Origin of the sequence: Serratia sp. ME47, from assembly GCF_903970925.1 — a bacterium.
Lineage (GTDB): Bacteria > Pseudomonadota > Gammaproteobacteria > Enterobacterales > Enterobacteriaceae > Serratia > Serratia ureilytica.
The window spans coordinates 74,773-98,340 of sequence record NZ_CAJCKE010000011.1 but is presented as its reverse complement, the minus strand read 5'-3'; the positions used below and the strand labels follow the sequence as shown (position 1 = coordinate 98,340).

Here is a 23,568-nt window from a genome sequence, read left to right as displayed (position 1 = left end):
TATGTCGTTGGCAAAAGCGTCGATATGGACCGCCGGCTCCACGCTGATCAAAATTGGCGTGGGGCTATTGGTGGTGAAACTGCTGGCGGTGGCGTTTGGCCCCAGCGGCGTGGGGCAGGCGGGTAACTTCCGCCAGTTGATCACCGTGCTGGGCGTGCTGTCCGGCGCGGGCATTTTTAACGGCATCACCAAATACGTGGCGGAGTACCACCAGGACTCGCAGCGTCTGCGTCTGGCGGTCGGCACCGCGTCGAGCATTGTGCTGGGCTTTTCGACCTTGCTGGCGCTGGTGTTTTTGTTCGCCGCCGAGCCGATCAGCATCGGGCTGTTCGGGCATGCCGATTACGTCGGCGTGGTGCGCGCCGTCGCCTTCATTCAGATGGGCATCGCCTACGCCAACCTGTTCATGGCGGTGCTGAAAGGCTATCGCGACGCGATGGGCAACGCGCTGGCGGTGATCGGCGGCAGCCTGATCGGCGTGGTGGCTTATTATCTGTGCTTCAAGCTGGGCGGCTATGAAGGCGCGCTGGCAGGGCTGGCGTTGGTGCCGGCGTTGGTGGTGTTGCCGGCCGGGCTGATGCTGTGGCGGCGCAAAACGTTGCCGCTGCGCTACCTGGCTCCGCGCTGGGACAAAGGGGTGGCCGGCAATCTCGGCAAATTCACCCTCATGGCGTTGATCACTTCGGTGACGCTGCCGGTGGCCTACGTGATGATGCGTAACCTGTTGGCCGCGCATTACGGTTGGGATGAAGTGGGGATCTGGCAAGGCGTCAGCAGCATTTCCGATGCCTATCTGCAGTTTATCACCGCCTCGTTTACCGTCTATCTGCTGCCGACGCTGTCGCGGTTGACGGACAAGGGCGCTATCTCGCGGGAGATCGTGCGCTCGCTGAAATTCGTGCTGCCGGCGGTAGCGGCGGCGAGCTTTACGGTGTGGTTGCTGCGTGATTTCGCCATCTGGCTGCTGTTCTCGGACAAGTTCGTCGCCATGCGCGATCTGTTTGCCTGGCAGCTGGTGGGCGACGTGCTGAAGGTCGGGGCCTATGTGTTCGGCTATCTGGTGATCGCCAAAGCGTCGCTGCGCTTTTATATCCTGACGGAAGTCAGCCAGTTTCTGCTGCTGACGCTGTTCTCGCACTGGCTGATCCCGCTGCGCGGCGCGCTGGGGGCGGCTCAGGCCTATATGGCAACCTACATCGTGTATTTCGCGCTCTGTAGCTGCGTGTTTCTTATTTATCGTAGACGAGTATGACCACACTGATTCACGTTCTGGGATCCGATATCCCGCATCATAACCAGACGGTGCTGCGCTTCTTCAACGACGTGCTGGCGCCGCGTTTGCCGGCTGAGCAGACGCGGCATTTTATGGTGGCGGCCAAGGATGTGGCGGCACTGGGGGATTTCCCCGCCCTGAACATTGAGCCTTACGCCGACAAGAAGAGCCTGGCGGCAGCGGTGATCGCCCGCGCCCAGGCCGATCGCGATGCGCGCTTCTTCCTGCACGGTCAGTTTAACCCGGGGCTGTGGCTGGCGCTGCTGAGCGGCAAGATCAAGGCGCATCAGGTCAGTTGGCATATTTGGGGTGCCGATCTGTACGAAGACGCCACCAGCTGGAAATTTCGGCTGTTTTACCTGCTGCGCCGCATTGCTCAGGGGCGAGTGGGGAACGTGTTCGCCACCCGCGGCGACGTGATCCACTATCAGCAGCGCCATGCGCGGGTGCCGGCCTCGTTGTTGTACTTCCCGACGCGGATGGATCCGGCGCTGACCGACGTTCACGTCGAGAAAAATCTGGCCGGGCCGATGACGATTCTGGTGGGCAACTCCGGCGATCGCAGCAACCGGCATATCGAAGCGCTGCAGGCGATACATCAGCAGTTCGGCGCCGACGTGCGCGTGATCCTGCCGATGGGCTATCCGGCCCATAACGACGCCTACATCGAGCAGGTGCGCGCCGCCGGGTTGCCGCTGTTCGGCGAGAAAAACCTGCAGCTGCTCACGCAGCAGGTGGCGTTTGAGGACTACCTCAACATCCTGCGCGCCTGCGATCTGGGTTATTTCATTTTCAATCGCCAGCAGGGGATAGGCACCCTGTGTCTGCTGATTCAGTTTGGCGTGCCTTTCGTGCTCAGCCGGCAGAACCCGTTCTGGCAGGATTTGGCGGAACAGCACCTGCCGGTGCTGTTCTACGGCGACTCGCTCGACGAGGCGGTGGTGCGCGAAGCGCAGCGTCAGCTGGCGGCGGTGGACAAGCAGACGATCGCCTTCTTTAATCCGAACTATGTCGATGGCTGGCAGCAAGCCCTGGCGCTGGCGGCGGGAGAGCACTCATGACGTTGGCGCAATTCGGCGGCCTGTTCGTCGTCTACCTGGTCAGCCTGACGTTTATTCTGACGCTGACCTACCAGGAGTTTCGGCGCGTGCGCTTTAACTTCAACGTCTTCTTCTCGCTGCTGTATTTGCTGACGTTTTATTTCGGCTTCCCGCTGACCTGTCTGCTGGTGTTTCAGTTTGACGTCGAGGTGGTGCCGGTGGAGTTTCTGCTGTACGCCTTGCTGTCGGCGACGGCGTTTTACGCCATCTATTACGTCACCTACAAGACCCGGCTGCGCAAGCGCCGCTCTCAGCCGCGCGCGGCGCTGTTCACCATGAACCGGGTGGAAACCCATATGACCTGGGTGCTGCTGGCGCTGGTGGCGATCGGGACCGTGGGTATCTTCTTCATGCAGAACGGCTTCCTGCTGTTCAAGCTCAATTCCTACAGCCAGATCTTCTCCAGCGACGTGTCCGGCGTGGCGCTCAAACGGTTCTTCTACTTCTTCATTCCGGCGATGCTGGTGGTCTATTTCCTGCGGCAGGATCTGCGCGCCTGGTTCTTGTTCCTGGTGGCGACGGTGGCGTTCGGCATTTTGACCTACGTGATCGTCGGCGGCACCCGCGCGAATATCATCATCGCCTTCGCGCTGTTCCTGTTTATCGGCATCGTGCGCGGCTGGATCACGCTGTGGATGTTGGCGGCGGCCGGCATATTCGGCGTGGTCGGCATGTTCTGGCTGGCGTTGAAGCGCTACAGCCTGGACGTCAGCGGCGCGGAAGCGTTTTATACCTTCCTCTATCTGACCCGAGACACCTTCTCGCCGTGGGAAAATCTGGCGCTGCTGCTGCAAAATTACGACAAGATCGATTTCCAGGGCCTGGCGCCGATCCTGCGTGATTTCTACGTCTTTATCCCAACGTGGCTATGGCCGGGCCGGCCGGACGTGGTGCTGAACTCGGCCAACTATTTCACCTGGGAAGTGCTGAACAACCACTCCGGGCTGGCGATATCCCCGACGCTGATCGGTTCGCTGGTGGTGATGGGCGGCGCGCTGTTCATCCCGCTCGGCGCGATTCTGGTGGGCATGATCATCAAGTGGTTCGACTGGCTGTATGAGTTGGGCAAAACCGAACCGAACCGCTATAAGGCGGCTATCCTGCAAGGATTCTGCTTCGGCGCGGTGTTCAACATGATCGTGTTGGCGCGCGAAGGGGTGGACTCATTCGTTTCGCGCGTGGTGTTCTTCTGCATTATTTTCGGCGCCTGTCTGGTGCTGGCGAAGTTGCTGTATTGGCTGTTCGATACCGCCGGGCTCATCAAGGCCAGAGTGACGCGCGCCCGCGCGCTGGCCTCTCCCCCACGGGCGGACGGTCTTTTGTAAGGGTAATGACGACGATGGAAACAAAGATTTCGGTGCCGCAGTATGAGCTGCGCGGTTTCAGCCTGTGGGGCTTTCGCGATATGGCGCACTGCATGGACTTTCTGTTCGACGGCGGCCGGGTCAAACAGGGCACGTTGGTGGCCATGAATGCGGAAAAGATCCTGAAGGCGGAAGAGGACCCGGCGCTGCATGCGTTGCTGGATGAAGCGGAGTACAAGTACGCCGACGGCATCAGCATGGTGCGCTCGATTCGCCGCAAATACCCGGCGGCGGACGTTTCGCGCGTCGCGGGCGCCGATCTTTGGGAAGCCTTGATGCAGCGCGCCGGCCGTGAAGGCACGCCGGTCTTCCTGATCGGCGGCAAGCCGGAGGTGCTGGCGGAAACCGAACGGAAGCTGCGCAGCCAGTGGAACGTTAACCTGGTGGGCAGCCAGGACGGCTATTTCAAACCGGAGCAGCGAGAGGCGCTATTCGAGCGTATTCGCGCCAGCGGCGCCGCCATCGTGACGGTGGCGATGGGATCGCCGAAGCAGGAGATCCTGATGCGCGACTGCCGCAAGGTGCATCCGCAGGCGCTGTATATGGGCGTGGGCGGCACCTACGATGTGTTTACCGGCCATGTGAAGCGTGCGCCCAAGGTGTGGCAGAACCTCGGTCTGGAGTGGCTTTACCGCCTGCTCAGCCAGCCCAGCCGCATCGGCCGGCAGCTGAAGCTGTTGAAGTTTGTCGGCTACTACTACAGCGGCAAAATGTAATCGCTTATCCGGGGTGGAATGTGTCGGTTCGCCCCGGTCTGCTGTACCAATAATCTGCTTTTGCCTATTTCTCCCGCATATCTATAACCCCCAGCCCTAAACGTCGCCGCATTTATTCCATAAAGTTTTAAATTGCGGTTTGCTTATAGCGACGAAATGCGAAACGATACCGCCCGGAAATTATCCCTGGCCGCTGAAGCCTGATGCGACAGCGCTGAACGATGTTCTTCTCACGGTAACTTCGCTCCGACTACCCGTTGATGCCAACCCGAACGGCAGGGGATGATTTATTCTTTTAATAATGACAATAACGACCGGCAGCGGCCGGCAGGCAAACACAACCCGAGAAAAATTATTGAGGATTTATGGCACACAAAGAGAAACCGCAAGGGCTACACCGAGGCCTTGAGGCCCGGCACATCGAGCTTATCGCTCTCGGGGGCACCATTGGTGTCGGCCTGTTTATGGGATCGGCCAGTACGCTGAAATGGGCCGGGCCGTCGGTACTGCTGGCTTACATCATCGCCGGGCTGTTCGTGTTCTTCATTATGCGTTCGATGGGGGAGATGCTGTTCCTCGAGCCGGTCGCCGGGTCGTTCGCCGTTTACGCGCATAAATACATGAATCCCTATTTCGGCTACCTCACCGCCTGGGGTTACTGGTTTATGTGGATCGCCGTCGGCATTTCGGAGATCACCGCCATCGGGGTGTATGTGCAGTTCTGGTTCCCGGAAATACCGCAGTGGGTCCCCGCGCTGATCGCCGTGGCGATGGTGGCGCTGGCCAACCTGGCGGCGGTGCGCCTGTACGGTGAGCTGGAGTTCTGGTTCGCCATGATCAAGGTCACCACCATCATCGTGATGATTTTGGTGGGGCTGGGGGTGATCTTCTTCGGTTTCGGCAACGGCGGTGAACCTATAGGTTTCGCCAATCTGACGGCGCACGGCGGCTTCTTTGCCGGCGGCTGGAAGGGCTTCCTGTTTGCGCTGTGCATCGTGGTGGCGTCCTATCAGGGGGTTGAGCTGGTGGGCATTACCGCCGGTGAAGCCAAAAACCCGCAGGTGACGCTGAAACGTGCGATCAACAATATCCTGTGGCGCATCCTGATCTTCTATGTCGGCGCGATCTTCGTCATCGTGACCATCTTCCCGTGGAACGGCATCGGCACTACCGGCAGCCCGTTCGTGCTGACCTTCGCCAAGATCGGCATCGTCGCCGCTGCCGGCATCATTAACTTTGTGGTACTGACCGCCGCGCTTTCCGGTTGCAACAGCGGCATGTACAGCGGCGGCCGCATGCTGTACGCCCTGGCCAAGAATCGCCAACTGCCGGCGGCGCTGACCAAGCTTTCCGCCAGCGGCGTGCCGGTCAACTGCATCGCCGTCACCATCGGCTGCCTGTTGGTGGGCTCCGCGCTGAACTACATCATCCCTAATCCGGAGCAGGTGTTCGTCTATGTCTACAGCGCCAGCGTGTTGCCGGGCATGGTGCCGTGGTTCGTGGTGCTGATAAGCCAGCTCTATTTCCGCCGCGCGCACAAGGAAGCGATCAAAAACCACAGCTTTAAGTCGATCATGTTCCCGTATGTGAACTATCTGACCATCGCTTTTCTGGTTTGCGTGCTGGTCGGCATGGGAATCAACCCGGATACGCGAATTTCCCTGCTGGTCGGGGCGATTTTCTTAGCAGGCGTCAGCCTGTGCTACTTCGCTTTCGGCATGCATAAGAAACATCATCCGGCTGAAAATCGGGTAGAAACGCGGCAATAAACGGTGAAAAGGGGCTACGGAGTGCGCTTTCCTGCGCAGGAGTGAGCAAAGCGTAATCAAACGCAACATTTCTGCGAAAAAGCACTAGACAGGATTGGCGTAAATCCGTAGTATCCCCTCCCGCAACGGCGCTACGCGCCCGTAGCTCAGCTGGATAGAGCGCTGCCCTCCGGAGGCAGAGGTCTCAGGTTCGAATCCTGTCGGGCGCGCCATTAAGTTTGTGCGCAGGAGCTGCGGTGGTAATATTACCGCGTGAGTAAGAAGAAGTAGTAATGGTGGCTATAGCTCAGTTGGTAGAGCCCTGGATTGTGATTCCAGTTGTCGTGGGTTCGAGTCCCATTAGCCACCCCACTTTCTAAGCGAAGTGAAGATTTAGCAGTATTTTGTGACAGTGCGAAGGTGGCGGAATTGGTAGACGCGCTAGCTTCAGGTGTTAGTGTTCTTACGGACGTGAGGGTTCAAGTCCCTCTCTTCGCACCACGCAAAATATCTGATAAATATAAGATTTATATGGACAACGGTCTGATAAATCGGGTAGTATGAGCAACACAAATCGGCGAGTAGCGCAGCTTGGTAGCGCAACTGGTTTGGGACCAGTGGGTCGGAGGTTCGAATCCTCTCTCGCCGACCACTTTCAAAGAAACCGACGCAAGTCGGTTTTTTTACGCCTGCAGTTTATGAGGATGAGCACCTCCGCAGGAGGTTCGAGCCTCGCGAAGCGAGACAACGTTGCTTTAGCAACGGCTCGAAGGGCGTTACATCTTGGGGCGCGCGTCATCTTTCTCTCGCTGACCAGTTTCAAAGAAACCGACGTAAGTCGGTTTTTTACGTCCGCCGTTTATGAGGGTAAGTCCTTCCCGCCGCGACGAAACGCATAGCGACCAACCCGTGCAGCATTGCACGGGTTTTTGCGTATCTGAACATTGGCATTTTGTCTCAACCGGCACGTGTGTAGGTTTTCAGCGACAATGTGGTTCGACGTTGTCGCCAGATTGAGACACATAATGCATTGATTTTAAACATTAAAAGTGGCTTTGGCTTAAGTCGTCGTTTTGCGGCGACAGCGTCAGATCGGCCGTGGGTAAAGAACGACAGGGGACGGCATGCTGAGAGAAAGTTAGGCATAAATAAAAATTCAATATTTTCAATCAATTGAATGCTATTTTTATAGCGACTTTCCTGGATCTGAAAGTTGGCACGCCAAGTGCAATACCTACAGCGTAGATGCTCATTCCATTTCTTATGTTCGCCTTAGGCTTCATAAACCCTGGGAATGACGCAGAGCCGATTTAGGGTGCCTATCGCCCACGAGAACGATGACTAACCCGTCATCACGCTCAGGGCAAAACGTTGAGTGAGGCACCGCCCCTGTTGTCCTAGACCTGATTGCTTCTTTATACACTTGCCATGCGGCAAGTGTTTTTTTTTGCGCTTCAGCAAGCTAACGGGCAAAAAAAAGCGTGGCACCGAGGCCACGCTTTCTCTGCCGGGCGGGCCGTTATTCGCCGCCGTTCTGTTTCAGCGTCAACATCAGTCCTTCACGCCGCATCTGCGCCGCTTCATCCGAACGATGCAGTTTCTCCAGCGTATCGGCCAGCCAGGCGTAATCGTAGGCGTCCGGACGCTGTTTCAGCGCTTCGCGGAAGGCGTCGGCCGCCTGCTGCCACTCGCCGTGCTTCATCAGCAACTGCCCCAGCGTGCTGTTCAACAGCGGCGTCGCGCCGTGCTGCTTCATCTGCTGACGCAGCGCTTTCTCAAGCTGCTCGGGGTTGCCGGACTTCAGCCGTGGCAGCAACAGCACCAGGCGCTCGTCATATTGGCGTTTCAGGCCGTCGAGCACAATCTCCTGCGCCAGTTCGTGGTCGTTGCATTCGATCAGGTGCTCCACCATCGCGATTTGCAGCGGCACTTCGTGACGCGTCTTGCGGCTCTGATCTTTCCACCAGCGCTTCAGGCCTTCGCTGCCTTCGTCCGCCATCGCCTGATTCATCAGCCCGATGTAAGCCTGTTGCTGCAACGCCTGCAGCTGCTCTTCGCTATGCAGTTCGATTTTACGCATCGACGGCAGCACTTCCAGCAGCGACGCATAGGCGCCGGTGCGCAGATAGGCTTGTTCCGCCAGGCGCAACACTTCCGGATGGCGCGGCGCCTGGTTCAGCAGGCGATCGACGCCGTGGCGCGCGGCGTGGTTCTCGCCCTGCGCCAGCTGGATGCGAACCCGGGTGATATCCACCGGCAGCTGATCGGTATCGGCGGCTTCGGCGGCCCGCTCCAGATACTGATTGGTGCGGAAGTCATCGCCGCGTTGCTGCGCAGCCTCGGCGGCCAGCAGATAGTTCACCACCGGTTGCTCAGCGTGGTCGGCGTTGCGCGTCATCAGCTTTTCAACCTGCTTGTAGTCGCCCTCCGCCAGTTTGATCAGCGCGGCTTTGGTTTGCTGACGCGCGCGGGTGCGCTTGCGGCCGATAAACCAACCGCGCGTGCGGGCGCCGGTACGGAAGATGCGGCGCAGGATCCACTCTATCGCCAGCAGCACTACGAACAGCAGCACCAACATGATCACCAGGCCGGTGACGCTGGTTTCAATATTATAGTTATCGGTCTGGATCAGCACATAGCCCTGATGCCCGGCCAACATCGGCCCGAGCACCACGCTGGCGATCACCACCAGGAACAGAAATAGCACGCGTAACATGGCTTAACCCTCCTGATGAGCGGCAGGGGACTGGGTCATCAGGTTGCGCACCCGGGTCTGCATCACTTTTTCGAGCAGCGGCTGGCTTTTCAGCTGATCCGGCACGTCCATCGAGATCGACTGTTGGCTCAGGCTGTCCAGCTCTTCAAGGAAGGCCTTGGTCGCCGGGTCGGTGGTGTCGAAATAGGCGCGCACCCAGGTGGAGACGGTTTCCAGCGACTGCTTGTAGGTCTCGTTCTGGTGACGCGGAATGGCCTGTGCGGCCACCAGCAGGCGCGAACGGATGTTTTCGCGCAGGTAGATGTCCTGATTCGGGGCCAGCAGCGGTTCGGCGCTGGTATCGCGACGGCGGATGGTGATGAAGTCGGCCATGAAATTGCGCCAGCTCTTGGCCAGGTTCTGCCGCCATTCGCCGATCGAGCCGGAGAGCTCGCTGCTGTTTTGATCCATCGGCGCTTCGTCGGTGTCGTTATCGGCCAGGCGCAGGTTATCCACCTGATTGGACAGCTGATTGACCTTGAGGATGATGCCGTCGTAATCGACCTGGGTCAGCGTAGAAAGCGTGCTGATGTCTTCGGTAATGGCGCGGCGCACGTCGAGCAGGCTCGGATCGTTCATGTCCGCCAGGCTGGCGTCGGCGCTTTTCAGCAGCGCGGCGGCGCTGGTCACGTCCTGATCGCTCCATAGCTTGCGGCCGGCCATTTTCACCAGGAAATCGGCCTGCGCCAGCAGCCAGGTTTTGGCGTCGCTGCCGGAGATGGTCGCCACTTTTTCCTGCAGCTCGCTCAGTTGGCGCGCCAGGTTCGCCTGCTCGCGATCGGCGGCGTCCAGGGTTTTACCCTGTTGTTGCAACAAGCCTTCCAGCGCATTTCTTTCCTGCTGCTGGCTCTGCTTCACGCCGTCAAGCTGCTGCTGCAGCGCCTGATTGGCGGCGATCAGCTGTTGTGCCTGCTTGTGCGTATGGTAATAACCGCCCGCGCCGAGGGCGATGACCAGCACGATAGCGATCGCGCCGAGCACCGGGCCGGTGTTCTTGCCTTTGCGGCTGGCAGCGGCTGGCTGCTGGGAGCTCTCAACCGCGGTGGTGGGTTCTTCAACCGGGGCGGCTGGGGTATTTTGTTCCGTCATAGTGGCACATCCCATAGTCAGATTATTGTAGCGCGCGGATCAGCGCGTCATTATCGGCGTTGTCAGCTACCCGAATCGTACGCCAGCCCAATTCCCGGGCGAGGGTAGCCAGGCGTTCGCTCACTACTACCAGGCGGCAACGCAGCAGCCATGAAGAACGATAGTAATCAGGAACTAAAGTATAGAGCTGTTGTAACATTTCACCGCTGGTCACCACCAGCGTATCCACACCGGCGCGCTGCCAGTGGGCGCTTTGCTCGCTGCCGTCGTAGTGCACCGGGCTGCGTTGATAACATTCATAATAGCTGACGTCGGCGCCGCGCTCGCTCAGCGTCGACCCCAACAGTTCGCGGCCGCCGTTGCCGCGTAAAATCAGCGCGCGTTTGCCCGCCAATTTTTGCAGCGCCGGCAGCAGCAGCAGCGTTTCGCTGATCTCGCGTTCGCGCGGGTATTCCACCGGCAAACTGCTGATGCGGTGCAGCGCCAGCCCGGTGGTGCGGCCGATGGCGTAATAAGCCAGGTGAGCGGGCCAGCTCAGCCCGGCGCGGCCGATAACCGAATCGGCATAACTCACCGAATGTTGCGACAGCACGAACACCAGATCGCCGGCGCTAAGCTGCTGCAACGCCTGCGGCAGCTTCGGCAGATCGCCGCCCGGCGCGAAGTCGATCAGCGGTGCATGATAGGCAACCCGGCCGAGTGCGCGCAGCCGGCTCACTAACAGCTCCCCCGAAGGCGATGGGCGGGTTACCAGGATCGTCATGCCGGCGGATTTCCCTGATAAACCTCGCGCAGGATCTCGCGCGCGCCGCGCGCCAGCAACTCTTCCGCTAGCTCAATGCCCATCCGTTCGGCCTCGGCGGCCGGGCCGCGGCGTTCGCCGCGCACCATCTGGCTGCCGTCCGGCGCGCCGACCAGGGCGCGCAGCCACAGGCTGTCGCCATCCAGTTCGGCATAGCTGCCGATCGGCACTTGGCAGCCGCCTTCCAGGCGGGTGTTCATCGCCCGCTCGGCGCGCACGCGGGTTTCGGTGGCCGCATGGTTCAGCGGTGCCAGCAGCGCGCGGGTGACGCTGTCGTCGAGACGGCATTCAATGCCGACCGCACCCTGGCCGACCGCCGGCAGGCACTCTTCGGCGCTCAGCGGGCTGCGGATGCGTTGCTCCAGGCCTAAACGCTTCAGGCCGGCCACCGCCAGGATAATCGCGTCGTAGTCGCCGTTGTCCAGCTTGGCCAGGCGAGTGCCGACGTTACCGCGCAGGTCGCGCACGACAAGATCCGGGCGGCGTTCACGCAGCTGGCACTGACGGCGCAGGCTGGAGGTGCCGACCACGCTGCCCAGCGGCAGCTGATCGAGCGAGGCGAAACGATTGGAAACAAAAGCGTCGCGCGGATCTTCGCGTTCGCAAATGGTGGTCAAACCGAGCCCGGCAGGGAAATCGACCGGCACGTCTTTCATCGAATGCACGGCGATGTCGGCGCGGCCTTCCAACAGCGCGAGCTCGAGTTCTTTAACAAACAGGCCTTTACCGCCGACTTTCGCCAACGGCGTATCCAGAATAACGTCGCCGCGGGTGACCATCGGCACCAACTCGACCTGCAGGCCGGGATGGCAGGCCATCAGACGTTGCTGCACATAATGTGCTTGCCAAAGTGCAAGCGGGCTTTGTCGGGTGGCAATTCGAATAATTTTGTCTAACATGCTTGTTACCGTTTTTATATTTCGCCATCCATCCTACCACTGAGAGTCAATACTGTCAGTGCAAGAAGCCGGAGGCGGAAAAAGGACAACGGAATCAAAGGGACGTGTGATGTGCTTTGGGGCAGTTAACACTGCGGGTAAATCGTTTAGGGAAGCGCTACAATAATTGTGAAGCGTTACCTCCTTTACGGTCAATCAGCAAGGTGTTAAATTGATCACGTTTCCAGCAATAAGTCGCCAAATATTCTTCTTACACTAACGGCGCTTATGGAATACGGGTTTTTTTCTAAACACCGGGATAATCAGGCGAGACGTCTTGTACCTCTACATCGAGACATTGAAGCAGAGACTGGATGCGATCAATCAGCTACGCGTCGATCGCGCCCTGGCGGCTATGAAGCCCGCGTTTCAACGGGTATACAGTCTGCTGCCCACCTTACTGCACCACCACCACCCGCTGATGCCGGGTTACCTGAACGGTAACGTTCCCCACGGCATTTGCCTCTACACGCCTGATGAAACTCAACAAGATTACCTGAACGATTTAGAAGACAAATGGGGCAGCCCGTTTGACAAACCGGCCAGCGGCGAGCTGCCGATCACCGGCGTCTATTCGATGGGCAGCACCTCATCTATCGGCCAAAGCTGCACCTCGGATCTCGATATCTGGGTCTGCCACCAGTCCTGGCTGGACAACGAAGAACGCACCCGCCTGCAGCAAAAATGCAGCCTGCTTGAGAAGTGGGCCGCCTCGATGGGGGTGGAAGTCAGCTTCTTCCTGATCGACGAAAACCGTTTCCGCCATAATGAAAGCGGCAGCCTGGGCGGCGAAGACTGCGGCTCGACGCAGCACATCCTGTTGCTGGACGAGTTCTACCGCACCGCGGTGCGCCTGGCCGGCAAACGCATCCTGTGGAACATGGTGCCGGGCGAAGAAGAAGCGCACTACGATGAATACGTGCTGTCGCTGTACGCGCAGGGCGCGCTGACGCCGAACGAGTGGCTGGATCTCGGCGGCCTGAGTTCGCTGTCGGCGGAAGAGTACTTCGGCGCCAGCCTGTGGCAGCTGTACAAGAGCATCGATTCGCCTTACAAGGCGGTGCTGAAAACACTGCTGCTGGAAGCCTATTCCTGGGAATACCCCAATACCCAACTGCTGGCGACGGACATCAAACATCGCCTGCACCAGGGCGAGATCGTCAGCTTCGGGCTCGACGCCTACTGCATGATGCTCGAGCGCGTCACCCGCTACCTGACCGACATCAACGACACCACCCGCCTCGATTTGGCTCGTCGCTGTTTCTACCTGAAAGTGTGTGAAAAGCTGTCGCTGGCCAAGGCCTGCGTCGGCTGGCGGCGCGAGATCCTCAGCCAATTGGTCAGCGAGTGGGGCTGGAGCGAAGAGCGTCTGGCGATGCTGGACAACCGCGCCAACTGGAAGATCGAGCGAGTGCGCGAAGCGCACAACGAACTGCTCGACGCGATGATGCAGAGCTACCGCAACCTGATCCGTTTCGCCCGCCGCAACAACCTCAGCGTTAGCGCCAGCCCGCAGGATATCGGCGTGCTGACCCGCAAACTGTATGCGGCGTTCGAAGCGCTGCCCGGCAAGGTGACGTTGGTGAACCCGCAGATCTCGCCGGATCTGTCGGAAAACGATTTAACCTTTATTCATGTGCCGGTTGGCCGCGCCAACCGCACCGGCTGGTACCTGTACAATCAGGCGCCGGCCATGGATTCGATCGTCAGCCATCAGCCGCTGGAATATAACCGTTACCTGAACAAGCTGGTGGCCTGGGCCTATTTCAACGGCCTGCTGACGCCGCAGACCCGCCTGCACATCAAGAGCGGCAACCTGTGCGACACCGCCAAGCTGCAGGAGCTGGTGGCCGACGTTTCTCATCACTTCCCGCTGCGCCTGCCGGCACCGACGCCGAAAGCGTTGTATAGCCCGTGCGAGATTCGCCATCTGGCGATCATCGTCAATCTGGAAAACGATCCGACCGCCGCCTTCCGCAATCAGGTGGTGCACTTCGATTTCCGCAAGCTGGACGTGTTCAGCTTCGGCCAGCAGCAGCAGTGTTTGGTGGGCAGCATCGATCTGCTGTATCGCAACTCCTGGAACGAAGTGCGTACCCTGCATTTCAGCGGCGAGCAGTCGGTGCTGGAAGCATTGAAAACCATTCTCGGCAAAATGCACCAGGACGCCGCGCCGCCGGAGTCGGTGGAAGTGTTCTGCTACAGTCAGCACCTGCGCGGCCTTATTCGTACCCGCATTCAGCAGCTGGTGTCGGAGTGCATCGAGCTGCGCCTGTCCAGCACCCGGCTGGAACCCGGCCGCTTCAAGGCGGTGCGCGTCGCCGGGCAAACCTGGGGGCTGTTCTTCGAGCGCCTGAGCGTGTCGGTGCAGAAGCTGGAGAACGCGGTGGAGTTTTACGGCGCCATCTCCAACAACAAGCTGCACGGCCTGTCTATCAAGGTGGAAACCGATCAGGTGCATCTGCCGCCGGTAGTGGACGGCTTCGCCAGCGAGGGGATCATCCAGTTCTTCTTCGAAGACACTTCAGACGACAAGGGCTTCAACATCTATATTCTGGATGAGTCGAATCGGGTGGAGGTGTATCACCACTGCGAGGGCAGCAAAGAGGAGCTGGTGCGCGACGTCAGCCGCTTCTATTCCTCGTCGCACGACCGCTTTACCTACGGCTCCAGCTTCATCAACTTCAACCTGCCGCAGTTCTATCAAATCGTGCAGCTCGACGGGCGCACCCAGGTGATCCCGTTCCGCAGCAACGTGCTGTCCAGCCTGTGCGTGACGGTGGCCGACGGCGCCGCTCAGCCGCTGAAGCAGCAGTTCCAGCTGCATTGACGCCGCAAGGGCTCGGTTGCCGAGCCCTGCTTAGCCTCAGGAAAAACTCAGTTCCTCGCCGGCCTGCGCGCTGGCCGCTTCGCTGAGCAGTTGGTAAAACGGCTGCCCGCTGCGATCGCATACCCAGACGCCGTCGCGGTAGTTGAAGTGGTAACCGCCGGCCTTAGTGGCGAGCCACACCTGGTGCAGCGGCTCCTGGCGGTTGATGACGATTTTGGTGCCGTTTTCGAAGCTCAGCGTCATCACGCCGCCATTGGTTTCGTAATCGATATCCGCATCGCCGTCAAAATCGTCCAGTGTCTCTTCAATATTCAGCATCAGCTGGTCGGCCAACTGGTGAAACTCACTGTCGTTCATATTCAATTCCTATTGCTTTTCATGATCCACCTGCGATTATAGAGACCTTGGACGCATGAATTACAGGCATTAATGCAAATGAAAAAACAACTACGCTATGCGCTGATGGCCGTTCTGGTTACCGGCCTCGCCGGCTGTGGTCTGAAAGGCCCGCTTTACTTCCCACCTGCCGACTCCGCCGGCCAAAAACCGGCCAAACCGCCGGTGCAAACGGGCGATCAGGTGCAAAAGAACCAGCAGGAGCAGTCTGGCTCTCAGCAAAAACCGTCGATGGTTGCCCAGTAACACCCGGTTTGCGGTGGCGAGCGCCGCCGCAAAATCAAGACGGATAGCGCGTCCAGATAGCGGAGTATGATATGCAGTTCTCCAAAATGCACGGTCTGGGCAACGACTTTATGGTGGTCGATGCCGTTACACAGAATGTCTATTTTTCACCTGAGCTGATCCGCCGGCTGGCCGATCGGCACCTGGGCGTCGGCTTTGACCAGATGCTGGTGGTAGAACCGCCTTACGATCCCGAGCTGGATTTTCACTACCGAATTTTTAACGCCGACGGCAGCGAAGTGGCGCAGTGCGGCAACGGCGCGCGCTGTTTCGCGCGCTTTGTGCGGCTGAAAGGGTTGACCAACAAGCGCGATATCCGCGTTAGCACCCAAACCGGGCGCATGGTGCTCAGCGTCACCGACGACGATCTGGTGTGCGTCAACATGGGTGAGCCGAATTTCGATCCGCAGGCGGTGCCGTTCCGCGCCGCCAAGGCGGAAAAGACCTACATCATGCGCGCGGCGGAACATACCGTGCTGTGCGGAGTGGTGTCGATGGGCAACCCGCATTGTGTTTTGCAGGTGGATGATGTAAAAACCGCCAAGGTGGAGCTGCTTGGGCCGGTGCTGGAAGGGCACGAGCGCTTCCCGGAACGGGCCAACATCGGCTTTATGCAAGTGGTCAGCCGCGATCACATCAAGCTGCGCGTTTACGAGCGCGGCGCCGGTGAAACGCAGGCCTGCGGCAGCGGCGCCTGCGCGGCGGTGGCGGTAGGGATCCAACAGGAATTGCTGTCAGAAGAGGTGCATGTAGAACTGCCGGGCGGCAGCCTGCATATTCGCTGGAAAGGGCCGGGCAATCCGCTGTTTATGACCGGTCCGGCAACCCATGTCTATGACGGATTTATTCATCTATGAAAAGCGTAGAAGAACAGAGCGTCGCCGGCCTGGCGCTGGATGACGACGCCGTGATGCAGTACCTGCTGCAGAACCCGGATTTCTTTATTCGCAACGCGCGCCAGGTTGAGCAGATGCGCGTGCCTCACCCGGTGCGCGGCAGCGTTTCGCTGGTGGAATGGCATCTGGCTCGCCAGCGCAATCACATCGAACGGCTGGAAGAAGAGATCACGTTGTTGATGGAGCAGGCCAGCGCCAACGAAGGGCTGTTCGCCAGGCTGCTGCACCTGCAGGCCGATCTGGCCACCGCCGACAGCCTGCAGGACATGCTAAACCGGCTGCAGCGCTGGGCGCGCGGCTTCGGTTTGGCCGGCGCCACGGTTCGGCTGTTCGCCGAGCGCTGGAATATCGGCGCGCCTTCCGATTTCACCCACCTGGCGCTGACGCGTTCGGCGTTCGAGCCGTTCCGCATTCAGCGGCTGGGCAGCGAACAACACTATCTCGGCAGCCTGAACGGCCCCGAGCTGCTGCTGCTGTTGCCGCAGGCCAAACAGATTGGCCAAATTGGCTCGGTGGCGCTGTCGATGTTGGGTGACGACGGCGAGCTGGGCATGGTGATCTTCAGCAGCCGCGATACGCAACATTATCAGCAGGGCATGGGTACGGTGATGCTCAATCAGCTGGCGCGCATGCTGCCGGCGCTGCTGGAACGCTGGATCGAACGCGCATGACGCCGATTGCGCCCAGCCTGCAGCAGCCGGTGGACGCTTTTCTGCGTTATCTCAAGGTAGAACGGCAACTCAGCCCGCTGACGCAGCTCAGCTATTCACGCCAGCTGACGGCGCTGATGCGCCTGGCGCAGGAGATCGGCGTCACCGACTGGACGACGCTGGACGCCGCCCGGGTGCGCATGCTGGCGGCGCGCAGCAAACGCGCCGGTCTGCAGTCCGCTAGCCTGGCGCTGCGGCTCTCTTCGTTGCGTAGCTTCCTCGATTGGCTGGTCAGCCAGGGCGTGCTGCACGCCAACCCCGCCAAGGGCATCCGCACGCCGCGCAGCGGCCGCCATCTGCCGAAAAACATCGACGTCGATGAAATGAACCAGCTGCTGGAGATCGATCTCAACGATCCGCTGGCGGTGCGCGATCGCGCCATGCTGGAGGTGATGTACGGCGCCGGCCTGCGCCTCTCCGAGCTGGTGGGGCTGGATTGCCGCCATGTCGATATGGCGGCGGGCGAGGTGTGGGTGATGGGGAAAGGCAGCAAAGAACGCAAACTGCCGATTGGGCGCACCGCCGTCACCTGGCTGGAACACTGGCTGGCGATGCGCGATCTGTTTGGGCCGCAGGACGACGCCATGTTCCTGTCCAATCAGGGGCGACGCATCTCGACGCGCAACGTGCAAAAACGCTTCGCCGAATGGGGCGTGAAGCAGGGCGTCAACAGCCATATCCATCCGCACAAGCTGCGCCACTCCTTCGCCACCCATATGCTGGAGTCCAGCGGCGATCTGCGCGCGGTGCAGGAGCTGCTCGGCCACGCCAACCTGACCACCACGCAAATTTATACCCACCTCGACTTTCAACATCTGGCGAACGTGTACGATGCCGCGCATCCGCGCGCCAAACGGGGGAAATCCTGATGCATTTTTATCGCCCGCTGCGCCCGCTGGCGGCGCTGACTTTCGATCTGGACGACACGCTGTATGACAACCGTCCGGTGATCCAGCAAACCGAGCAGCAGTCGGTGGCCTTCCTGCAGAGCTACCATCCCGGCCTGAACGGCTTCCAGTCGGCGGATTTCCACCGCCTGCGCCAGGAACTGCGCGAGCAGGATCCGGAGATCTACCACGACGTCACCCAGTGGCGCTGGCGCGCCATTCATCTGGCGTTGAGCCGGCAGGGGCTGCGCGACGCCGAAGCGGCGATCGGGGCCGATGCGGCGATGCAGAATTTCGCGCTGTGGCGCAGCCGTATCGAAGTGCCGGAAGCGACCCATGCCACGCTGAAGGCGCTGGCGGCGCGCTACCCGCTGGTGGCGATCACCAACGGCAACGCCGATCCGGCGCAGTGCGGCCTGGACGGCTACTTTCAGTTTGTGCTGCGTTCCGGGCCGGACGGGCGCGCCAAGCCGTATCAGGACATGTATCACCTGGCCGTCGAGCGGCTGGGCGTGGCGCCCGAGCAGATCCTGCACGTGGGCGACGATCTGACCACCGACGTGGCCGGCGCGCTGCGCGCGGGGCTGCAGGCCTGTTGGATCAACGATCGGCAACGCAGCCTGATGCAGGCCGCCGACAGCCGCCTGCTGCCGCATATTGAGATTTCGCAGTTGGCATCGCTGACAGCATTGTTATAATCCCTGCCAGAACTCTGTATAAATTTCCAGTGAAAAACCCGTCGCCGGCGGGTTTTTCCTTAACCATTAGTGGTGCCTATGGACGTCTCCGATCTGCTCGACAGCCTGAATGAAAAACAACGTGAAGCCGTGGCGGCGCCGCGCAGCAACCTGTTGGTTCTGGCCGGAGCGGGCAGCGGCAAGACGCGGGTGCTGGTGCATCGCATCGCCTGGCTGCTGTCGGTGGAGAACTGTTCACCGTATTCGATCATGGCGGTGACCTTCACCAACAAGGCGGCGGCGGAAATGCGCCACCGTATCGAACATCTGATCGGCACCAGCCAGGGCGGCATGTGGATCGGCACTTTCCACGGTCTGGCGCACCGCCTGCTGCGCGCTCATCATCTGGAAGCCAACCTGCCGCAGGATTTCCAGATCCTCGACAGCGACGACCAGCTGCGGTTGCTCAAGCGCATCATCAAGGCGCTGAACGTCGACGAGAAACAGTGGCCGCCGCGTCAGGCGATGTGGTACATCAACGGCAAGAAAGACGAAGGCCTGCGCCCGCAGCACGTCGAGACCTACAACAACCCGGTAGAGGCCACCTGGCTGCGTATCTACCAGGCCTATCAGGAAGCCTGCGATCGCGCGGGGCTGGTGGATTTCGCCGAGCTGCTGCTGCGCGCGCACGAGCTGTGGCTGAACAAGCCGCATATCCTCAACCACTATCGCGAACGTTTCACCAACGTGCTGGTGGACGAATTCCAGGATACCAACAGCATCCAGTACGCCTGGATCCGCCTGCTGGCGGGCGGCAACAGCAACGTGATGATCGTCGGCGACGATGACCAGTCTATCTACGGCTGGCGCGGCGCGCAGGTGGAAAACATCCAGCGCTTCCTGAAGGATTTCCCCGGCGCGGAAACCATCCGCCTGGAGCAGAACTACCGTTCCACCAGCAACATCCTGAAAGCGGCCAACACCCTGATCGCCAACAACGACGGGCGCATGGGTAAAAACCTGTGGACCGAAGGCGGCGAAGGCGAGCCGATTTCCCTCTACTGCGCCTTCAACGAACTCGACGAAGCGCGCTTTGTGGTCAACCGCATCAAGACCTGGCAAGACAACGGCGGCGCGCTGAACGATTGCGCCATTTTGTACCGCAGCAACGCCCAGTCGCGCGTGCTGGAAGAGGCGCTGCTGCAGACGGCGATGCCGTACCGCATCTACGGCGGCCAGCGGTTCTTCGAACGTCAGGAAATCAAGGATGCGCTGGCTTACCTGCGCCTGATCTCCAACCGCAACGACGACGCGGCCTTCGAGCGCGTGGTCAACACTCCGACGCGCGGCATCGGCGATCGCACCCTCGACGTGGTGCGCCAGGCGGCGCGCGATCGCCAGCTGACGCTGTGGCAGGCGACGCGCGAACTGATGCAGGACAAGGTTCTGGCCGGCCGCGCCGCGTCGGCGCTGCAGCGCTTCATCGAGCTGGTGGAGTCGCTGGCGCATGAAACCGCCGATATGCCGCTGCACGTGCAGACCGATCGGGTGATCCGCGACTCCGGGCTGTTCATTATGTATGAGCAGGAAAAGGGCGAGAAGGGACAGGCGCGCATCGAAAACCTTGAGGAACTGGTGACGGCGACGCGCCAGTTCAGCTATCAGGAAGAAGATCAGGATCTGATGCCGCTGCAGGCATTCCTGTCGCATGCGGCGCTGGAAGCGGGCGAAGGCCAGGCCGACGCCTATCAGGACGCGGTGCAGCTGATGACCCTGCACTCGGCCAAGGGGCTGGAGTTTCCGCTGGTGTTTATCGTCGGCATGGAAGAAGGCATGTTCCCGAGCCAGATGTCGCTGGACGAAGGCGGCCGTCTGGAGGAGGAGCGCCGTCTGGCCTATGTGGGCGTGACGCGCGCCATGCAGAAACTGACGCTGACCTATGCCGAAACGCGCCGTCTGTACGGCAAAGAGGTTTATCACCGGCCGTCGCGCTTTATCGGCGAATTGCCGGAGGAGTGCGTGGAAGAAGTGCGCCTGCGCGCCAGCGTATCGCGCCCGGTCAATCACCGCCGCATGGGCACGCCGATCAGCGAGAACGACACCGGTTACAAGCTGGGCCAGCGGGTGCGTCATCCCAAGTTTGGCGAAGGCACCATCGTCAATCTGGAGGGCAGCGGCGAGCACAGCCGGCTGCAGATCGCCTTCCCGGGTGAGGGCATCAAATGGCTGGTGGCGGCCTACGCGCGTTTGGAAACGGTATAAAGAGAGAGGCGTTGCAGGGGCCAGCCCCTGCAACCTTTCACGATCAGTGAGGGTACCGGTCGCCGACCTGTGCGGTGGCATACCAGCGCATCACCGCTTCGGTGCCTTCACCGCCTTCCTGCGGCGCCCACTGCATGCAGTCTTCTTCGGTCAGCGCCTGATACGGGCCCTGCTTCACTTCGAACACTACGCCGCCGGCATCGACCGACAGCACCGCATGCCAGGTAAAGGCCGGCATCTCCAGCACTTTAGTTTCTTCGCCGAGCAGGGTGCGCTGTGTTACGACGCCGTCATCGTTGAACTGCAGCACCACAAAGCGGCCGCGCAGCGGCGTCAGCAGCTCCCAGGTTTGCGGGTGGCGGTGCGGGCGGATATAGGTGCCGGGTTCCATGGCGATCGCCAGGCGTTGCACCGGGTCGCTCAGCTCTTCGTGTAAGGTGCGGTGCGCGCGCAGGCGGGCCACGCTGGCGGCCTGTTCGCTCATCGCGGTCAGTTCATGGGCGGTAATCTGTTTCATCGTTTAAATCCGCATGCTTGTCGTACCATTAGGGTGATGTCATCTTAGCAACATTCTTGGTGGCGGTAAGCGATCGCCGCGACTTTTTCAGTACGGTTTAAGCCCCATTTCTGCTATTGATCATCGTGATGATTTGTTGCGCAATTATCCCGCCTAACGTGTTGACAGGCTTTTTCTTCTCGGCGTAACATGCGCGCACTATTATCATTGAGGACAGACGCCTTGGACACACCCAGTAGATACTGGCTCACTGACCTGCGCCGCAGGTATAACTTCTAAGGCTCTCCGTTTTTGCTGATAGCCTTCGTGGTTGTCGGCGACCCCGCAAAGTGTCGCTATGAGTCAGATCTCTTCATGGTCTGAAACAAATCGGTGATACGCATCCCCTCTGTTTCTGTGCTTCAACGCGTTGTCCGCACCCGTTACCTTCACGGAGTTTTGGCACATGCTGAGCGCTTTTAAATTAGATAACCGCCGCTTGTCCCGTCTGGAACTGGACGACTCAGATGATCTCACGTCATCGCTGTGGGTTGATCTGGTCGAGCCGGAAGAGGGCGAGCGTGAGCGCGTGCAGAATGAGCTGGGACAAAGCCTGGCGACGCGTCCTGAACTGGACGACATCGAAGCCTCCGCCCGTTTCTTCGAAGACGAAGACGGTCTGCATATCCACTCCTTCTTCTACTTTGAAGATGCGGAAGATCACGCCGGCAACTCCACGGTGGCGTTCACCATCCGCGACGGGCGCCTGTATACCCTGCGCGAGCGCGAACTGCCGGCGTTCCGCCTGTACCGCATGCGCGCCCGCAACCAGACCATGCTCGAAGGCAACGCTTACGAACTGCTGCTGGATCTGTTCGAGACCAAGATTGAACAGCTGGCGGACGAGATAGAGAATATCTACAGCGATCTGGAACAGCTCAGCCGGGTGATCATGGAAGGGCATCAGGGCGACGAATACGACGCCGCGCTCTCGACGCTGGCGGAGCTGGAAGATATCGGCTGGAAGGTGCGTTTGTGCCTGATGGATACCCAGCGCGCGCTCAACTTCCTGGTGCGCAAGGCGCGTCTGCCGACCGGCCAGCTGGAGCAGGCGCGTGAAGTGCTGCGCGACATCGAATCCCTGCTGCCGCACAACGAATCGCTGTTCCAGAAGGTGAACTTCCTGATGCAGGCGGCGATGGGCTTCATCAACATCGAACAGAACCGTATTATCAAGATCTTCTCGGTAGTGTCGGTGGTGTTCCTGCCGCCTACGCTGGTGGCTTCCAGCTACGGCATGAACTTCGAATTCATGCCGGAACTGAAATGGTCGTTCGGCTACCCGGGCGCGATCACGCTGATGATCCTGGCGGGCCTGGCCCCTTACCTGTACTTCAAGCGCAAGAACTGGCTGTAACCCGGCGACGCCGGGCTCAGCGCAGCTTGCGCTGGGTATAGAGCGCGTCGAGGGTGAACAGGATCAGCGCCGCCCAGATAAAGCCGAAGGTCACCAGCTTGTCCTGGCCGACGGTCTCGCCGTAGAAGGTGACCGCCAGCAGGAACATCAGCGTCGGGCCGAGATACTGGAAGAAACCGAGCGTTGACAGGCGCAGCCGGGTAGCCGCCGCGGTGAAGCACAGCAGCGGCACGGTGGTGACGATGCCGGCGGCGACCAGCAGCAGGTTCAGCGACCACGGGTTGGCGCTCAGGTGGCTGGTGGGGCTGTCGGCGAACAGGAACAGATAGGCCGCCGCTACCGGCAGCAGCCATAGCGTCTCAATCAGCATGCCGGTCTGCGCGTCGATGGCGATTTTCTTGCGCAGCAGGCCGTAGAAGGCAAAGCTGAACGCCAGCCCCAGACCGATGATCGGCAACGACCCGAACTGCCAGAGCTGCACCAGCACCCCGGTGAACGCCAGCGCCACCGCCACCCACTGCATGCGGCGGAAACGTTCGCCGAGAAACAGCATCCCCAACAGCACGTTAACCAGCGGGTTGATGAAGTAGCCCAGGCTGGCTTCCAGCATATGGTGATTGTTCACCGCCCAGATGAACAGCAGCCAGTTGCCGCCGATCAACAGCGCGGTGACCGCCAGCAACAGCAGCCGTTTGCGATTTTGGCAGGCGGCGCGCACTTTAGGCCAGTTGCGGCCCAGTGTGATCAGCGCCAGCATGAAGAAAAACGACCAGATGATCCGGTGGGTGAGGATCTCATCCGCGGACACTTGCTGGATCAGTTTGAAATAAGCCGGGGCGATGCCCCACATAAAATAGGCGGCCAGGGCAAAGAAAATGCCCTGACGCGTTTGCTTTGCGTCCATGACGTCACTCTGGTGGGGAACTT

General features: G+C 60.1%; 20 protein-coding genes, 4 tRNA genes and 1 other RNA gene. 18 read left to right on the top strand and 7 right to left on the bottom strand.

Going from position 1 to position 23,568, the window contains the following annotated elements; all coding sequences use genetic code 11:
* Position 1: 1 nt before the first annotated feature.
* The 10 genes from wzxE (at position 2) to H7A77_RS13130 (ending at position 7,016) form a co-directional block, all read left to right on the top strand.
* On the top strand, positions 2-1,252 hold the full coding sequence (wzxE, locus tag H7A77_RS13175; protein WP_033645036.1) for a lipid III flippase WzxE: 1,251 nt from the start codon (positions 2-4) through the stop codon (positions 1,250-1,252).
* On the top strand, positions 1,249-2,334 hold the full coding sequence (locus H7A77_RS13170) for a TDP-N-acetylfucosamine:lipid II N-acetylfucosaminyltransferase (protein ID WP_047025959.1): 1,086 nt from the start codon (positions 1,249-1,251) through the stop codon (positions 2,332-2,334). Before wzxE ends, H7A77_RS13170 begins: the two co-directional genes overlap by 4 nt.
* Positions 2,331-3,698 (top strand): ECA oligosaccharide polymerase, encoded by a 1,368-nt coding sequence (gene wzyE, locus H7A77_RS13165; RefSeq protein WP_033631481.1) that lies wholly within the window; start codon positions 2,331-2,333, stop codon positions 3,696-3,698. The genes H7A77_RS13170 and wzyE overlap by 4 nt, the downstream gene beginning before the upstream one ends.
* Positions 3,699-3,712: 14 nt before the next feature.
* Complete coding sequence (gene wecG / locus H7A77_RS13160; RefSeq protein ID WP_033631482.1) at positions 3,713-4,453, top strand: lipopolysaccharide N-acetylmannosaminouronosyltransferase; 741 nt, start codon at positions 3,713-3,715, stop codon at positions 4,451-4,453.
* 365 nt (positions 4,454-4,818) lie between these two features.
* Positions 4,819-6,222 (top strand): amino acid permease, encoded by a 1,404-nt coding sequence (locus H7A77_RS13155; protein WP_004934226.1) that lies wholly within the window; start codon positions 4,819-4,821, stop codon positions 6,220-6,222.
* Positions 6,223-6,357: 135 nt separating this feature from the next.
* Positions 6,358-6,434 (top strand) — tRNA-Arg (locus H7A77_RS13150).
* Positions 6,435-6,497: 63 nt separating this feature from the next.
* A tRNA-His gene (locus H7A77_RS13145) sits at positions 6,498-6,573 on the top strand.
* Between the two features lie 42 nt (positions 6,574-6,615).
* Positions 6,616-6,702: transfer RNA gene (locus H7A77_RS13140), tRNA-Leu, on the top strand.
* A gap of 74 nt (positions 6,703-6,776) precedes the next feature.
* A tRNA-Pro gene (locus tag H7A77_RS13135) sits at positions 6,777-6,853 on the top strand.
* Between the two features lie 34 nt (positions 6,854-6,887).
* A non-coding RNA gene (locus tag H7A77_RS13130) (RtT sRNA) lies at positions 6,888-7,016 on the top strand.
* 704 nt (positions 7,017-7,720) lie between these two features.
* Here the strand turns inward: H7A77_RS13130 and hemY are convergent.
* From hemY to hemC, 4 genes are read right to left on the bottom strand one after another with little or no spacing between them, the layout of a single operon-like run.
* Positions 7,721-8,917: a protoheme IX biogenesis protein HemY gene (gene hemY, locus H7A77_RS13125; protein ID WP_033645031.1), complete on the bottom strand. Its 1,197-nt coding sequence runs from the start codon at positions 8,915-8,917 to the stop codon at positions 7,721-7,723.
* A 3-nt stretch (positions 8,918-8,920) separates the two neighbouring features.
* Positions 8,921-10,045, bottom strand: coding sequence for a uroporphyrinogen-III C-methyltransferase (gene hemX / locus H7A77_RS13120; RefSeq protein WP_033645029.1), 1,125 nt, complete (start codon positions 10,043-10,045; stop codon positions 8,921-8,923).
* 22 nt (positions 10,046-10,067) lie between these two features.
* Positions 10,068-10,808 carry a uroporphyrinogen-III synthase gene (gene hemD, locus H7A77_RS13115; RefSeq protein WP_033645028.1) on the bottom strand — a complete coding sequence of 247 codons (741 nt, stop codon included), beginning with the start codon at positions 10,806-10,808 and terminating at the stop codon, positions 10,068-10,070.
* Positions 10,805-11,746 (bottom strand): hydroxymethylbilane synthase, encoded by a 942-nt coding sequence (gene hemC / locus H7A77_RS13110; RefSeq protein WP_033645026.1) that lies wholly within the window; start codon positions 11,744-11,746, stop codon positions 10,805-10,807. Before hemC ends, hemD begins: the two co-directional genes overlap by 4 nt.
* A 316-nt stretch (positions 11,747-12,062) precedes the next feature.
* Here hemC and H7A77_RS13105 point away from each other — a divergent pair, with 316 nt between their 5' ends.
* Entirely contained in the window at positions 12,063-14,615 is a 2,553-nt protein-coding gene (locus H7A77_RS13105; RefSeq protein WP_182074295.1) for a class I adenylate cyclase, read from the top strand.
* A gap of 36 nt (positions 14,616-14,651) precedes the next feature.
* Here H7A77_RS13105 and cyaY read toward each other — a convergent pair whose 3' ends face one another.
* On the bottom strand, positions 14,652-14,972 hold the full coding sequence (cyaY, locus tag H7A77_RS13100; protein ID WP_033645025.1) for an iron donor protein CyaY: 321 nt from the start codon (positions 14,970-14,972) through the stop codon (positions 14,652-14,654).
* Positions 14,973-15,050: 78 nt separating this feature from the next.
* Between cyaY and H7A77_RS13095 the strand changes: the two genes are divergently transcribed.
* The 6 genes from H7A77_RS13095 (at position 15,051) to uvrD (ending at position 20,728) form a co-directional block, all read left to right on the top strand.
* Entirely contained in the window at positions 15,051-15,257 is a 207-nt protein-coding gene (locus H7A77_RS13095) for a lipoprotein (RefSeq protein ID WP_080273427.1), read from the top strand.
* A gap of 71 nt (positions 15,258-15,328) precedes the next feature.
* Positions 15,329-16,153, top strand: coding sequence for a diaminopimelate epimerase (dapF, locus tag H7A77_RS13090; RefSeq protein ID WP_004934244.1), 825 nt, complete (start codon positions 15,329-15,331; stop codon positions 16,151-16,153).
* On the top strand, positions 16,150-16,863 hold the full coding sequence (locus H7A77_RS13085) for a DUF484 domain-containing protein (protein ID WP_108680039.1): 714 nt from the start codon (positions 16,150-16,152) through the stop codon (positions 16,861-16,863). Before dapF ends, H7A77_RS13085 begins: the two co-directional genes overlap by 4 nt.
* Positions 16,860-17,771 (top strand): tyrosine recombinase XerC, encoded by a 912-nt coding sequence (xerC, locus tag H7A77_RS13080; RefSeq protein ID WP_033645020.1) that lies wholly within the window; start codon positions 16,860-16,862, stop codon positions 17,769-17,771. Before H7A77_RS13085 ends, xerC begins: the two co-directional genes overlap by 4 nt.
* Positions 17,771-18,487: a 5-amino-6-(5-phospho-D-ribitylamino)uracil phosphatase YigB gene (gene yigB, locus H7A77_RS13075; protein WP_182074294.1), complete on the top strand. Its 717-nt coding sequence runs from the start codon at positions 17,771-17,773 to the stop codon at positions 18,485-18,487. The genes xerC and yigB overlap by 1 nt, the downstream gene beginning before the upstream one ends.
* A 78-nt stretch (positions 18,488-18,565) precedes the next feature.
* Entirely contained in the window at positions 18,566-20,728 is a 2,163-nt protein-coding gene (gene uvrD, locus H7A77_RS13070; protein WP_025304874.1) for a DNA helicase II, read from the top strand.
* Between the two features lie 43 nt (positions 20,729-20,771).
* Here uvrD and H7A77_RS13065 read toward each other — a convergent pair whose 3' ends face one another.
* Positions 20,772-21,245 carry a WbuC family cupin fold metalloprotein gene (locus tag H7A77_RS13065; protein WP_025160392.1) on the bottom strand — a complete coding sequence of 158 codons (474 nt, stop codon included), beginning with the start codon at positions 21,243-21,245 and terminating at the stop codon, positions 20,772-20,774.
* Between the two features lie 445 nt (positions 21,246-21,690).
* Here H7A77_RS13065 and corA point away from each other — a divergent pair, with 445 nt between their 5' ends.
* Entirely contained in the window at positions 21,691-22,641 is a 951-nt protein-coding gene (gene corA, locus H7A77_RS13060; protein ID WP_004934262.1) for a magnesium/cobalt transporter CorA, read from the top strand.
* A 16-nt stretch (positions 22,642-22,657) separates the two neighbouring features.
* Here the strand turns inward: corA and rarD are convergent, their stop codons facing one another.
* Positions 22,658-23,545 (bottom strand): EamA family transporter RarD, encoded by an 888-nt coding sequence (gene rarD, locus H7A77_RS13055; protein ID WP_033645018.1) that lies wholly within the window; start codon positions 23,543-23,545, stop codon positions 22,658-22,660.
* Positions 23,546-23,568 lie beyond the last annotated feature (23 nt).

Bases quoted from the DNA above. Each gene is read 5' to 3' on its own strand.
- wzxE (WP_033645036.1), top strand. From the start codon at position 2: ATGTCGTTGGCAAAAGCGTCGATATGGACCGCCGGCTCCACGCTGATC.
- H7A77_RS13170 (WP_047025959.1), top strand. From the start codon at position 1,249: ATGACCACACTGATTCACGTTCTGGGATCCGATATCCCGCATCATAAC.
- wzyE (WP_033631481.1), top strand. From the start codon at position 2,331: ATGACGTTGGCGCAATTCGGCGGCCTGTTCGTCGTCTACCTGGTCAGC.
- wecG (WP_033631482.1), top strand. From the start codon at position 3,713: ATGGAAACAAAGATTTCGGTGCCGCAGTATGAGCTGCGCGGTTTCAGC.
- H7A77_RS13155 (WP_004934226.1), top strand. From the start codon at position 4,819: ATGGCACACAAAGAGAAACCGCAAGGGCTACACCGAGGCCTTGAGGCC.
- hemY (WP_033645031.1), bottom strand. From the start codon at position 8,917: ATGTTACGCGTGCTATTTCTGTTCCTGGTGGTGATCGCCAGCGTGGTG.
- hemX (WP_033645029.1), bottom strand. From the start codon at position 10,045: ATGACGGAACAAAATACCCCAGCCGCCCCGGTTGAAGAACCCACCACC.
- hemD (WP_033645028.1), bottom strand. From the start codon at position 10,808: ATGACGATCCTGGTAACCCGCCCATCGCCTTCGGGGGAGCTGTTAGTG.
- hemC (WP_033645026.1), bottom strand. From the start codon at position 11,746: ATGTTAGACAAAATTATTCGAATTGCCACCCGACAAAGCCCGCTTGCA.
- cyaY (WP_033645025.1), bottom strand. From the start codon at position 14,972: ATGAACGACAGTGAGTTTCACCAGTTGGCCGACCAGCTGATGCTGAAT.
- H7A77_RS13095 (WP_080273427.1), top strand. From the start codon at position 15,051: ATGAAAAAACAACTACGCTATGCGCTGATGGCCGTTCTGGTTACCGGC.
- dapF (WP_004934244.1), top strand. From the start codon at position 15,329: ATGCAGTTCTCCAAAATGCACGGTCTGGGCAACGACTTTATGGTGGTC.
- H7A77_RS13085 (WP_108680039.1), top strand. From the start codon at position 16,150: ATGAAAAGCGTAGAAGAACAGAGCGTCGCCGGCCTGGCGCTGGATGAC.
- xerC (WP_033645020.1), top strand. From the start codon at position 16,860: ATGACGCCGATTGCGCCCAGCCTGCAGCAGCCGGTGGACGCTTTTCTG.
- yigB (WP_182074294.1), top strand. From the start codon at position 17,771: ATGCATTTTTATCGCCCGCTGCGCCCGCTGGCGGCGCTGACTTTCGAT.
- uvrD (WP_025304874.1), top strand. From the start codon at position 18,566: ATGGACGTCTCCGATCTGCTCGACAGCCTGAATGAAAAACAACGTGAA.
- H7A77_RS13065 (WP_025160392.1), bottom strand. From the start codon at position 21,245: ATGAAACAGATTACCGCCCATGAACTGACCGCGATGAGCGAACAGGCC.
- corA (WP_004934262.1), top strand. From the start codon at position 21,691: ATGCTGAGCGCTTTTAAATTAGATAACCGCCGCTTGTCCCGTCTGGAA.
- rarD (WP_033645018.1), bottom strand. From the start codon at position 23,545: ATGGACGCAAAGCAAACGCGTCAGGGCATTTTCTTTGCCCTGGCCGCC.